This window comes from Thermomonospora umbrina (genome assembly GCF_003386555.1).
GTDB lineage: Bacteria > Actinomycetota > Actinomycetes > Streptosporangiales > Streptosporangiaceae > Thermomonospora > Thermomonospora umbrina.
This window is the reverse complement of record NZ_QTTT01000001.1, coordinates 4,893,136-4,906,100: the sequence shown is the minus strand read 5'-3', so window position 1 is coordinate 4,906,100 and position 12,965 is coordinate 4,893,136. Positions and strand designations below refer to the sequence as shown.

At 73.6% G+C, this 12,965-nt stretch carries 9 protein-coding genes; 2 read left to right on the top strand and 7 right to left on the bottom strand.

Translation table 11 applies throughout. From position 1 onward, the window contains the following. Window positions 1–3 precede the first annotated feature (3 nt). The 7 genes from DFJ69_RS21865 to DFJ69_RS21835 form a co-directional block, all read right to left on the bottom strand. Entirely contained in the window at window positions 4–1,038 is a 1,035-nt protein-coding gene (locus DFJ69_RS21865; protein ID WP_116024329.1) for an AAA family ATPase, read from the bottom strand. Between the two features lie 222 nt (window positions 1,039–1,260). Further along, window positions 1,261–2,211, bottom strand: a complete 951-nt coding sequence (locus DFJ69_RS21860; RefSeq protein ID WP_116024328.1) for an electron transfer flavoprotein subunit alpha/FixB family protein — start codon at window positions 2,209–2,211, stop codon at window positions 1,261–1,263. Between the two features lie 25 nt (window positions 2,212–2,236). Beyond that, window positions 2,237–3,016 carry an electron transfer flavoprotein subunit beta/FixA family protein gene (locus DFJ69_RS21855; RefSeq protein ID WP_116024327.1) on the bottom strand — a complete coding sequence of 260 codons (780 nt, stop codon included), beginning with the start codon at window positions 3,014–3,016 and terminating at the stop codon, window positions 2,237–2,239. Window positions 3,017–3,316: 300 nt separating this feature from the next. Further along, a complete protein-coding gene (locus DFJ69_RS34975) occupies window positions 3,317–4,942 on the bottom strand; it encodes a serine/threonine-protein kinase (protein ID WP_211328688.1) in 1,626 nt (541 codons plus the stop codon). A gap of 87 nt (window positions 4,943–5,029) precedes the next feature. Next, a complete protein-coding gene (locus DFJ69_RS36225) occupies window positions 5,030–6,955 on the bottom strand; it encodes a serine/threonine-protein kinase (RefSeq protein ID WP_170177738.1) in 1,926 nt (641 codons plus the stop codon). A gap of 259 nt (window positions 6,956–7,214) precedes the next feature. Further along, entirely contained in the window at window positions 7,215–8,156 is a 942-nt protein-coding gene (locus DFJ69_RS21840; protein ID WP_116026800.1) for an acyl-ACP desaturase, read from the bottom strand. Window positions 8,157–8,263: 107 nt separating this feature from the next. Then, entirely contained in the window at window positions 8,264–9,040 is a 777-nt protein-coding gene (locus tag DFJ69_RS21835) for an SDR family NAD(P)-dependent oxidoreductase (RefSeq protein ID WP_116024325.1), read from the bottom strand. A 109-nt stretch (window positions 9,041–9,149) separates the two neighbouring features. Here DFJ69_RS21835 and DFJ69_RS21830 point away from each other — a divergent pair, with 109 nt between their 5' ends. Together DFJ69_RS21830 and DFJ69_RS21825 are read left to right on the top strand one after the other, a co-directional pair. After that, the gene (locus tag DFJ69_RS21830) at window positions 9,150–12,158 is read left to right on the top strand and encodes an SNF2-related protein (protein ID WP_116024324.1); all 3,009 of its coding nucleotides are present in this window, start codon (window positions 9,150–9,152) and stop codon (window positions 12,156–12,158) included. Continuing rightward, window positions 12,155–12,961, top strand: coding sequence for an SWIM zinc finger family protein (locus DFJ69_RS21825; RefSeq protein ID WP_116024323.1), 807 nt, complete (start codon window positions 12,155–12,157; stop codon window positions 12,959–12,961). Before DFJ69_RS21830 ends, DFJ69_RS21825 begins: the two co-directional genes overlap by 4 nt. Window positions 12,962–12,965: the final 4 nt, after the last annotated feature.

The following is a 12,965-nucleotide window of genomic DNA, read 5'->3' as shown; positions in this document are numbered from 1 at the left end:
CCGTCATCGGGCCCGGACCCGGCCGAGGACGTCCTCGACGACCTCCGCCTGCACGTCGGGCGAGCCGACGCCGGCGGGCTGGATCCGGTGGGTGAGGACCGCGCGGGCCACCGCCTGGACGTCGTCCGGCACGGCGAACCCCCGGCCGTCCAGCGCGGCCACCGCCCGGGCGGCGGCGAGCAGCAGGAGCCCCGAACGCGGGCTGGCGCCGACGGCGGCCAAGGGATGCGCGCGGGTGGCGGTGAGCAGCTCGACGACGTACCGCAGCAGCGGATCGGAGGCGTGCACCGCGGCGACCGTCCGTTGGGCGGCCAGCAGTCGGTCGGGCTCGGCGACCGCGGACACCACCGGCTCGGGCCCGGCGCGCAGCAGCGACATCTCCTGCTCGGGGCTCGGATAGCCGAGCGAGACGACCGACAGGAACCGGTCGAGCTGGGCGGGCGGCAGCGGATAGGTGCCGTCGTAGCCGGCGCTGGGGTTCTGGGTGGCGATGACGATGAACGGGGGCGGGATGGGGCGGCTCTCCCCGTCGACGGTGACCTGCCGCTCCTCCATGGCCTCCAGCAGCCCGGACTGGGTCTTGGGGGTGGCCCGGTTGATCTCGTCGACCAGCACCACGTTGGCGAACACCGGGCCGGGCCGGAACTCGAAGGTGGAGCCGTCGGCCTGCCACACGTTCGCGCCGATGATGTCGGCGGGCAGCAGGTCGACGGTGGCCTGCACGCGGGAGAACCGGCCGTCCAGGCTGCGCGCCAGGGTGCGGGCGAGCTGGGTCTTGCCGACGCCGGGATGGTCCTCGACCAGCAGGTGACCGCCGGCCAGCACCGTGGCGAGCACCACGTCGAGCACCCGGGCGGGCATCCGCACGGCTTCGGAGACGTTGGCCCGCAGCCGGTCGCCCAGCTCGGCGACGTCGTCCACGGTGAGCGCCCCGCCCTCGCCCAAGGACGTCGGGGGCGGGCCGGGCGGGTGCGCGGTCGCCAGTCTGCCCGCCGGGAGCGATCGGGCCCGCCCGTTTCGATCGGCTATCGCGCTCATGAGCTCCCTTGGGGTCCGGAGGGACGACTCGCCCACTGACACAACGCGGCCATGATGCCCGGCTGTTCCAGAATCGTCCCGGAAAGGTCTCGGGGATATAACGGAGTTACCCCGACACCGTCCCACCAGTCTCGGACATCGACCCGAAAAGGGGCCTAAAACGCCGAGGGCGGCCGAACGGCGTGGTCGCCGTCCGGCCGCCCTCGGGCGACCCGGGAGGGTCTACTTGCGCTTGGTGATCTCCTCGGTGAGCTGCGGGGCCACCTGGAACAGGTCGCCCACCACACCGAAGTCGACCAGCTCGAAGATCGGCGCCTCGGAGTCCTTGTTGATGGCGATGATCGTCTTCGAGGTCTGCATGCCGGCCCGGTGCTGGATGGCGCCGGAGATGCCGACCGCGATGTAGAGCTGCGGCGACACCGTCTTGCCGGTCTGACCGACCTGGAACTGGTGCGGGTACCAGCCCGCGTCGGTGGCGGCGCGGGAGGCGCCGACCGCCGCGCCGAGCGTGTCGGCCAGCCCCTCGATCAGCTTGAAGTTCTCCGCGTTGCCGACACCGCGGCCACCGGAGACGACGATCGCGGCCTCGGTCAGGTCCGGGCGCTCGCCCTTCTCCTGAACGACCTTCTCCACGACCTTCGCGGTCTTGGCGGCGTCCGACAGCGTCACCGAGACCTGCTCCTCGGCCCCGGCCGCCGGAGCGATCTCGGGGGCGACGGAGTTGGGCCGGACCGCCACGATCGGGGTGCCGCGCTTCACCCTGGCGTGGGCGATGACGCCGCCGCCGAAGATGGAGTGCTCGCCGACGAAGCCGTCGGCGACGTCCACCACGTCGGTGAGCACGCCGGAGTCCAGCTTGACGGCCAGCCGCCCGGCGATCTCCTTGCCCTCACCGGTGGCGGCCACCAGCACGCCCGCGGGCGCCTTGTCGGCCACCAACTGCGCCAGCAGCTCGACCTTCGGGGCCACCACGTAGGCGGTCAGCTCCTCGTCGGCCGCCACGTACACCTTCGCCGCGCCGTACTCGGCCAGCTTCCCCTTGGCGCCCTCGGAGCCCGGGCCCACCCAGACGGCCGACGGCTCGCCGAGCCGGCGCGCCAGCGTCAGCAGCTCCAGGGCGACCTTCTTGACCTCACCGTCGACGTGATCGACGAGGACGAGAACCTCTGCCATGTCGTTCGCTCTCCTTCCCCGTCGCTCAGACGAACTTCTTCGACGCGAGGAAGTCGGCGATCTTCACGCCGCCGTCCCCTTCGTCGGTGACGATCTGACCCTTGTCGCGCGGCGGCGCCTCGGCGAAGTCGACGACCTCGGAGGCCGCACCCGCCAGACCGACCTGCGCGGCGTCGATGCCGGCGTCGGCGACGCCCAGCGTCTCGACCGGCTTCTTCTTGGCCGCCATGATCCCCTTGAACGAGGGGTAGCGCGGCTCGTTGATCTTCTCGACCACGCTGATCACGGCGGGCAGGGTGGACTCGACCTTGTCGTAGCCGTAGTCGGTGATCCGCTGGATCTTGATCGAGGAACCGTCGATCTCGACCTTGTTGGCCAGCGACAACTGCGGGACGCCCAGGCGCTCGGCCAGCATCGCGGCCAGCACGCCGGTGCGCGCGTCGGTGGACTCCGAGCCCAGGATCACCAGGTCGAACCCGGTGCGGCCGAGGACCTGCTGGATCGCGTACGAGGTGCCCAGCGCGTCGCTGCCGACCAGGGCGTCGTCCACCACGTGGACGGCCTTGTCGGCGCCCATCGCCAGCGCCTTGCGGATCGAGTCGGTGGCCTTGTCGGGGCCCATGGTGAGGACGGTCACCTCGCCGCCGTGGGCCTCCTTGATGAGCAGCGCCTCTTCGATGGCGTACTCATCGAGCTCGTTGATGACACCGTCGGCGGCGCCGCGGTCGAGCGTGTTGTCTTCGGACTTCAACTTGCGCGGGCTCTCCGTGTCGGGAACCTGCTTCACGCAGACGACGATGTTCATGGCCGTCGACCGACCTCCCTGCACTCAGTTGGCCGCGTTGAGCGGGCCGGGGGGCGCCGCCCTGGAACGGGTCGACGCGGAGCTGATACTGCACCAGCCTGCCAAACACCCGAACCGGCTTCGGATTCGGGGGCTCGGTCAGACCGTGCAGGTTAAATGTTACCCATCAGTAGCCTAGCCGCAAATCCCCTGCTGTAGAGGGGTGTGTGTCCTTGCCCTCGTTCCGCCAAACCCGACGGTCACCGTTCCGGCGGGTCGGGGCGAAGTGAGGCGGATCACCTCAGATCGCCCTTGCAAACCTCAAGGTAGCGCGCTTTGGAACCGGTCCAGAGCGGAGACCACCGAGTTCTGCAGGCCGTACATCGGGGCGAAGCTCGGCGTCAGCGACACCGCCCCGATCACCGCGACGAACGCCACCACGCCCAGCGCCGCCCCCACGACGGCGATTCGGCGGGGCTCCGGGGCGATCACCCCGAACAGCCGCTCCAACTGCCGCCGCGGCGCCCGCACCCCGGGGCCGGTCCACAGGGCCGCCGCACCCGCGCCCACACCCCAGGCGCACGCGCCCAGGGTCGCCGTCGGCACCCCCACGGCCACCAGCGAGGCCAGCGCGAGCGTGACCGCCACCGTGAAGGCCGCCGCGTACGGGAGCGTCAGCGCCGTCCGCAGCGCGGCGCGCACGACGTCCCCCGCGACCGGCGAGGCCCTTCCGCCGGCCTCCCCCGCCGCTCCGGACGACGCGCGCAGGGCCGCCGAGTCCCACAGCCGCAGCCCGAACGCGCCCGCCGCGGCCACCACGATCCCGACCACCGGCATCATGATCGCGACCGCCACGACCAGCACCACCGCCAGCACCGCGAGCAGCCGCGACCACGCGGCCCCCACCGCCAGCCGACGCCGCGGCACCACCCGGGTCGGCCGCGCCGTACCCTGACCGACCGCCGGGGGCGGAGCGCCGCCCTGAAGGTGCGCGGGGAGGCCTCCGGGGGCCTCCTCACCCCGTACGAGCAGCGCCGGGCCGCCACCGGGCGGACCGGGGAACGTCATCGGCGCGAAAGCGGTCACGGTGTCGCGCGGCTCCGGGCGCGGGTGCGAGATCTCCGGCCCCAGATCCAGCACGGTCAGCGCGTCCACCAGCTCCGCCGCCGTCGGCCGGGCGGCCGGGTCGCGCCGCAGGGCCGCCCCGAGCAGCGGCAGCAGCGGCTCGGGCACCCCGTCCAGCCTCGCCCGGCCGTTCAGGATGTTGAAGAGGACGACCTCCAGCGACCCCTGCCCGAACGGCGGCACGCCGGTCGCGGCGAAGGCCACCGTCGCCGCCCACGCGTGCACGTCGGACGCGGACGTGGCGGGCTCCTCGTCGATGACCTCGGGCGCCAGATAGCCGGGGGTGCCGGTCAGCGTGCCCGTCCGGGTGAGGCGGGTCGCGTCCACCGCGTGCGCGATCCCGAAGTCGATCACGACCGGCTCGCCCTGCGCCCCGCCGACCATCAGCACGTTGCCCGGCTTGAGGTCGCGATGCACCACGCCGGCCTCGTGGACGGCGGTCAGCGCCTTGGCCAGGCCGAGAGCCACCCTCCGCAGCGCGGCCCCGGTCAACGGGCCCTCCTGGGCCACCGTGCGGTCCAGGGAGGGGCCGGGCACGAACCGGGTCACCACGTACGGGGGGTCGGCGGCCGCGTCGCCGTCCACGACGTCGGCCACGTGCGGGCTGAGCACGCGGCGCATCATGTCGACCTCGCGGGCCAGCCGCCGCCGCGCCGTGGGGTCGGCGGCGATCTCCGGCCGCAGGACCTTGACGGCGACGTCCCGCCCGGCCGGGTCGGTGCCGCGATAGACCACGCCCATGCCGCCCTCGCCGAGCCGGGACAGCGCGCGATACGGACCGATGCGCCCGCCATGGGCGAGTTCTCCGGATTGCTGGTTCATAGGCTTTCCGAGCGTGGTTTCCGACGGTCCCGCGACCCTATCGGGACCCGGCCCCGCACCGCGCCCGCCCGATCGTGGCCGGGGCCGTCACCAGGGCCAGAGGGCGCGGATGTCGTCGCGGAGGTTCTCCAGCCGCACGCCCGCGCCGTCGATCGGGTAGGTGTCGGGGGTGCCGCCGGACGCCAACCCGATCAGCACCACCGCGAACAGCGCCAGGACCAGCGCGCCCGTCATCGCCATCTCACGGCGCGGCAGCACCGCGCCCCACATGCGGGCCAACTGACGACGCGGCGCGCCGCTGCCGGGGGCCAGGGTCAGCAGACCGATGACGGCCATCACCGCGAACGCGATGCCCCGCGAGGCGCTCAGGTCGGGCCGGGCGACCACCAGCGCCACCAGCAGCGCCAGGCCCATGATCAGCGCGGCCGAGGACAGCAGCCCGGTGACGAGGACCGCCCCCGGGATGCCGAGGGGCGCTCTGACCACCGCCCCCACCACGTCGCCCGAACGCGGGCCCCGGCGGGTGCGCCTCAACTCCATGCCGCGGGCCGCGCGGTCGCCGACCCTCAGCAGCAGCACGCCGCCCATCGCGACCAGCACCGCGATCACCGGCACCATGTACGCGAAGCCGAGCAGCGCGGCCAACAGCGTGAAACTGAGGAAGCCGTACCAGCCGTAGGGCTTGGCCGCCTGGTCGCCGCCCGGCCCGGGCGGGGCCTGCGGCGGACGGCGCTCGGCCGTCGGCTGGTGCACCGGAGGCTGCGCGTACGGGTCGTAGGGCGGCGGGGGCTGCGGCTCCGGGCGCGCCCGCCGGTTGCGACGGGGCTCGGTGCGCGGCTGCGGCGCGGGATGGTCGTACGGGCCGTAGGGCCCCTGCTCGTACGGGGCCGGCGCGGGGGGCGGGCCGGGCGGCGGTGCCGCCGGCGGCAACAGGCCCCGGAAGTCCTCGGGCCGGCCGTGCGTCGGCTCCGGCGGGACCGGATGCTGAACGGGCTCCGGCATGGGCAGCGGCGCCGTCCGGTTGACCGGGGTCGGCGTCGGGGGCGGCGCGGCCATGTAGAACTCGCCGGCCTGGTCGAGCCGCTGTGTCGAGGGCTCGGTCGCGGGAGCCGGGGCCACCCGCTCCGAGGTCGGGCGCGGGGTCGGGGTCGGGGGGTCGGGTCGCCGGAACGCGTCGACCCGCGTCTGGTCGGTGATCGTGGCCTCGAAGTGGATCCGCCGCGCCAACTGCATCAGCGCCACGGCGGTGGGCCGCTCGGCCGGGTTGCGCGCCATCGCCGAGCGGATCAGCGGCATCAGCGCCTCGGGCACGCCCTCGAGGTCGGGCGTCCCCTGCATGATCCGGTAGAAGATCGACTCGAACGAGCCGGAGCCGAACGGCGGCCGGCCGGTGGCGGCGTAGGCCACGGTCGCGGCCCAGGCGTGCACGTCGGAGGGCTCCCCGGCGTCCTCGCCCTCGATGATCTCGGGGGCCAGATAGCCCGGCGTGCCGATCACCATGCCGGTGGCGGTGAGCCGGGTGGCGTCGGCGCCCTGCGCGATCCCGAAGTCGATCACGATGGGCTCGCCGTCCAGCAGCATCACGTTGCCGGGCTTGAGGTCGCGGTGGATGATCCCGGCGCCGTGGATCGCCGACAGCGCCGAGGCGAGCCCGACGGCCATCCGCTGCAGCGCCGGCCCGTACAGCGGCCCGCCGCCCTCGCCCTCCACGACCTCCTCGAGGGTGCGCCCCGGGACGTACTGGGTGACGATGTACGGACGCTGGGCGGTGACGTCGGCGTCGAGGATCTCGGCGACGTTCGGGCTGTGCACGCGGCGCATCGAGTCGACCTCGCGGGCCAGCCGGCGCAGCGCGGTGGCGTCGCCGGACACCGCGGGCCGCAGCACCTTGATCGCGACCTGGCGGCCCTCCGGATCGGCCCCCAGGTGAACGACCCCCATGCCGCCTTCTCCGAGCGTGCGGAGCAGGCGGTAGTGGCCGATGCGGTCCCCGGACGTGACAACCCCCTTCATCGCTGCCGCAACCCTATCCTCGCCCACCGGGCCGACAGGATCCATCGGCCGTCATCGGACGCCGCCCGTCGGCGGGAGGGCGGGACGGGAGATCCCGCCGCGCGCCGGCCACGGAGGCACGGCGGCGCGGTGCTCCGGGCGGGTTCCGTCCTCATGCGGGCTTGGACGCCCGCGGGGCCGCGCGAGTTCCCCTCGGAGGGCGATGACCGCAGGTGGCCGCGCCGTCACCCGCAGGTCAGAGACCTCTGTCGGCCGCGGGTCACTCGGCCCGGGCGGCCTGCCGGGCGCGGCGCTCGGCGCGGCGGGTCTCGAACTTGGCGGCGGCGGAGTCGATCTGCTCCAGGAACTCGCCGAGCTCCTCGCGGGCCCGCTCGCCGTCGGCGTCGAGGCCGCCCATCTCGAAGACGCCCCACTTGCGCAGCACGGGCATGAGCACGTCGTCGTGGTGCAGCCGCAGGTCGTAGATGCCCGCGTTGGCGATGGTGACGGACTTGCGCAGGAACCCGTCGATGGTGTTGCCCGGCATCTCGAACGCCTTGACCACGTCGGTGATCGCCCGCATCGTCTGGCTGGGGTCCACCTCGAACGCCGCGCCCAGCAGGTTCCGGTAGAAGATCATGTGGAGGTTCTCGTCCTTGGCCACCCGCTGCATCATCTGCTCGCACAGCGGGTCGCCCGACGCCTTGCCGGTGTTGCGGTGCGAGACCCGGGTCGCCAGCTCCTGGAACGAGACGTAGGCCACGCCGCGCAGCAGGTCCTCGCCGTGGGTGGCCTCGTAGCCGCCCTGCATGTGGATCATCCGCTGGCGTTCCAGCTCCACGGGGTCGATCGCCCGGGTCACCGTCAGGAAGTCGCGGATCACGATGCTGTGCCTGGCCTCCTCGGCGGTCCACCGCTCGACCCAGGTGCCCCAGGCGCCCTTGCCGCCGAACACCCGCGCGATGGCGTAGTGGTAGCCGGGGAGGTTGTCCTCGGTGAGCAGGTTGACCAGCAGGGCCACCCGCGCCTCGGGGCTGACGTTGGAGTCCTCGGGCGTCCAGCCCTCGCCGCCCATCGGGCCGTCGTAGTCGCGCCCCCGGCTCCAGGGCACGTACTGGTGCGGGAACCACTCCTCCGCCGTGGCGAGGTGCCGGTTCAGCTCCTTCTCCACCACCGGCTCGAGCTCCATGATCAGCTCGAGCTGGGACTTCTCAACCGACATGGAGGACATACCAGACCTTTCGCGACACTCGGAAGGGAAAGCCATCAGTGGATCAGGTCAACGTAAGGGAACCCCGCCGGCCATGACAATGCGGCGGGCGGTCCACATCAGCCGTCGTTTTTTGTAACGGCGGCCTGTTGCCACGCCCGGTTAGCGGCAGACCTCAGCAACGCCCGGGGAGCCAGGCGCAGCGCGGGGATCATCGCCTTGTACTGCGCCCCCGGCACGCACAACGCCCTGCCGGCGGCCACCGCGTCCAGGCCCGCGCGGGCCACGTCCGCGCGCCGCAGCCACACCAGGTCGGGCCCCGCGCTCTCGTCCGTGCGGGTGAACCCGGGGCACAGCGCCGTCACGTGCACGCCGCGCGGCCGCACCTCGGCGTGGACGTTGTCGGAGAACGCCACGACGTACGCCTTCGTCGCCCCGTACGTCGCCGCCCCGGGCGACGGCGCGAGGCCCGACATCGACGCCACGTTGAGGACGCCGCCCCTGCCCCGGCGCAGCATGTCCGACAGCACCGCGTGCGTCAGGCGCACGACCGCCACCACGTTGAGGTCGATCTGCCGGAGCTGCTCCTCGAGCGGCGACTCGCCGAAAGCCCCGAACGCCCCATAGCCCGCGTTGTTGACCAGCAGGTCCACCGGCCGCTCGCGGAGCCGTTCCTCGACGCGGCCGAGGCCCTCGGGGTCGGTGAGGTCGGCGGCCACCACCTCGACGGCGACCCCGTGCCGCGCGGAGAGTCTCCTCGCGAGGTCGTCGAGCAGGTCGCCGCGCCGCGCCACCAGCACCACGTCCGTGCCGCGCGCCGCCAGCAGACCGGCGAACGCCTCCCCGATGCCGCTGGAGGCCCCCGTCACCAAGGCGGTCCGGAATTCCTGACGCATGCCCGTGATGCTACTGGTGAGTCGTGTCACTGACGATGGTGCCGTGCTGTCGGAGGGCGCTGGTAGCTTCTGAGGCTGCTCGTACCGCCTGTCCTGGGGATCTCCGCTGATGCTCGTCGCCCATGCCGTCTGGCACGGCGGCGCGCTGTGCCTGTGGGCGGAGCGTTCCGGGCCCCATCATCTGCCGGGCGACCCGACGGGCGACCCGACGCGCCACCCGTACGCCACCAATGATTTCGGCGGCACGTCCTACGCGCCGTTCACCCAGGGCGCGCCGCGCATCACCGTCGCGTTGCACCTGCCGACGTCCACGGGTCCGGGGAGCGTGCCCGTGCCGTCGCCCGAGTTGGCCACGGTGCCCGGCGACGGCGCGATCGAGCTGCGCCCCTGGGACGTGCCGGCGCTCGCGATCGACCCGTTCGCCGCCATGGCGCTGCTCCAGCAAGCCGAGGAGTCCGCCGACGTGGTCGCCGGGGCCGATCTCCGGTTCCTCGGCGTGATCGCCGACACGGCCCGCGACCTCGTCCGGCGCGGCCGGGTGCTGCCGGCGCTCCTGCGCGAGGACGGCGAGCCCACCGCCCGCTGGCGTCCCGTCCCCGACGCCGCCCGCGTCCGCCGGCTCGCCTCCGCGATGCCGTCCGCCTGCCGCGCCGCAGACGGCGGACGTCCGGCGGGCGACGTCCTGCGGGAGGCCCTCGGCGGCCTGACCGACACGTTCGTGCGGGGCACCGTTCCCCACCCGCTCCTGCCGCCGCGCAAGGGACGCGCGCCCGACCCGCTCCCCCTCACCGAACGCTGGGCGGCCGCCCTCACCGGCCCCGACCCCTTCGTCCCCCGTGAGCCCGGCGACGACCTCGACGACCTCGCCGCCGAGCTGGACTCGTGGGCCGCCGCCGCCCAACGCCCCTCCGGCCCGCTGCGCACCTGCTTCCGGCTCGTCGAGCCCGAGCCCACCGGGCCCCCGGACCTGTGGCGCGTCGAGTTCGCGCTCCAGGGCACCGACGACCCGAGCCTGTACGTCCCCGCGTCCACCGTCTGGGCGGGCGAGGCGGCCTCCCTCGGCGACGCGGAGGAGGCCCTGCTGGCGGGGCTGGGGCGGGCGCTGCGCCTCTTCCCCGACCTGTCGGAGGCGCTGGACGGCTCCGCCCCGTCCGAGCTGCGCACCAACGTGGCCGGGGCCTTCCGGTTCCTTCGTGGGGCGGCCCCGCTGCTGGCCGCCGCCGGTTTCGGGGTGCTGCTCCCCCAGTGGGCGGGCAAGACCCGCCTCGGCCTGACGCTCACCACCACCCAGGCCGAGCCCGGAGCCGCCACGTCCTCGGGCTTCGGCCTGGGCAGCCTGGTCGACTTCCGCTGGGACCTCGCCGTCGGCGACGACCCCATCAGCGAGGCAGAGCTGACCGAGCTGGCCCGCCTCAAGGCCCCCCTCGTCCGCCTGCGCGGCCAATGGGTCGAGTTGGACGAGGAGCAGCTCCAAGCCGCCCTCGACTTCCTCCGCCGACCGCGCACCGGCACCATGACCGCCGCCCAGGCCGTACAGGCGGCCGTCCACGCGGGCGACGACACCCTCCCCCTCCTCAAGGTCGACGCCGACGGCCCCCTCGGCGACCTCCTGTCCGGCGAGGCCGACCACCGCCTCGCCCCCACCCGCACCCCGGAGTCCTTCAACGGCGAGCTCCGCCCCTTCCAGGAGCGCGGCCTGTCCTGGCTCAGGTTCCTCGACGACCTCGCCCTCGGCGGCATCCTCGCCGACTCGATGGGCCTCGGGAAGACCGCGCAGGTGTTGGCGCTGCTCGCGATGGAGCGGGCGGAGGGGGCCGAGGCGGCGCCGACGTTGTTGGTCGTGCCGATGTCGCTGGTGGGCAACTGGCAGCGGGAGGCCGCCAAGTTCACGCCCAAGCTGCGGGTGTACGTCCACCACGGGGGCGGGCGGCGGCGGGGCGAGGAGCTGGCCGAGGCGGTGGCGCGGGCGGATCTGGTGGTGACCACGTACGGGACGGCGGCGCGCGACGCGGCGATGTTGGCGGAGATCGCGTGGGCGCGGGTGGTCTGCGACGAGGCGCAGGCGCTGAAGAACAGCGGGACGCGGCAGGCGCGGGCGGTGCGGGGCATCCCGGCGCGGACGCGGATCGCGCTGACCGGCACGCCGGTGGAGAACCATCTGACCGAGCTGTGGTCGATCATGGAGTTCGCCAACCCGGGGATGCTGGGGCCCCGGGCGGCGTTCCGAGAGCGGTTCGCGGCGCCGATCGAGGAGCGCGGCGACGGGGAGGCCGTGGCGGCGCTCCGGCGGGTGACGGGACCGTTCGTGCTGCGACGCCTCAAGACCGACAAGTCGATCATCACGGACCTGCCGGAGAAGCACGAGATCAAGGTCTACTGCAACCTGACCGCCGAACAGGCGTCGCTGTACCAGGCCACGGTGGACGACATGCTGGCCCGGATCGCCGAGCTCTCCGGGAAGGCCACCGACGAGCAGGCCGCCCGGCGGGGGCTGGTGCTGGCGACCATGGCCCGGTTGAAGCAGGTGTGCAACCATCCGGCGCACCTGCTCAAGGACGGCTCCCGCCTGCCCGGCCGCTCCGGGAAGCTGGAACGGCTGGAGGGGATCTGCGCGGAGATCATGGAGCAGGGCGAGAAGGCGCTGGCGTTCACGCAGTACGCCGAGTTCGGCTCGATGCTCCAGCCGTATCTGGCCGCGCGCCTCGGCAGGCCCGTCCTGTGGCTGCACGGCGGGACGCCGAAGCGGCGGCGCGACGAGCTGATCCAGCGGTTCCAGGAGGACGCCGAGCCGTCGGTGTTCCTGCTGTCGCTCAAGGCCGCGGGCACCGGGCTGACCCTGACGGCGGCCAACCACGTGATCCACATCGACCGCTGGTGGAACCCGGCCGTCGAGGACCAGGCCACCGACCGCGCGTTCCGGATCGGCCAGACGAAGAACGTGCAGGTCCGCAAGCTGCTGTGCGTGGGGACGATCGAGGAGCGCGTGGACGAGATGATCGAGCGCAAGAAGGCGCTGGCCGAGAGCATCGTCGGCACCGGCGAGGACTGGCTGACCGAGCTGTCGGTGGCGGACCTGCGCGAGGCGCTGCGGCTGTCGCCCGAGGCGGTGAGCGATTGACCGGGTTCTCCGAGTTCGGGCCGCCGATCCCGGTGGAGGGCGGGCTGCGGGCGAGCACGCGGCGAGGGTCGATCGGGCGGGAGTGGTGGTCGCGGCGGTTCATCGACGTCCTGGAGTCGTTCGCCGACCGCAACCGGCTGCACCGGGGCCGGGCGTACGCCCGCCAGGGCCAGGTGATCGACCTGAGGGTGCGGCCGTACGAGGTGAGCGCCCGGGTGCAGGGCTCGCGGCCGGAGCCGTACGAGATCGCGATCGGGGTCACCGCGATCGGCGAGGAGGCGTGGCGCGCGGTGGAGGCCGAGCTGGCCTCCCGGGCGGTGTTCCGGGCCAGGCTGCTGGCCGGGGAGATGCCGCCGGAGATCGAGTGGGTGTTCGCCGAGCTGGGCGTGCCGCTGTTCCCGCAGTCGGCGCACGACCTGCACCTGATGTGCGACTGCCCCGACTACGGCGATCCGTGCAAACACGCGGCGGCGGTGCTCTACCTGCTGGCCGAGTCGTTCGACCGCGACCCGTTCCTGCTGCTGGCCTGGCTGGGCCGCTCGCGGGAGCGCCTGCTCCAGGGGTTGCGCAGGCTGCCCGTCGAGGGGGCGCCGGACCCGTTCGACGTGGGTGACGAGCCGCTGGACGTCGCCGGCTTCTGGACGCCGGGCGCCGGGCCCGCCGCCCTGCGCGACCGTCCGACCGCCGCGCCCGGCCCGCCCGACCTGCTGCTCCGGCTGCTCGACCCGCCGTCGGTGAAGGTACGCCGTCGCCCGCTGGTCGACGTTCTGGGCCCGGCGTACGAGGCCATGCCCGACGTCTGAGAAA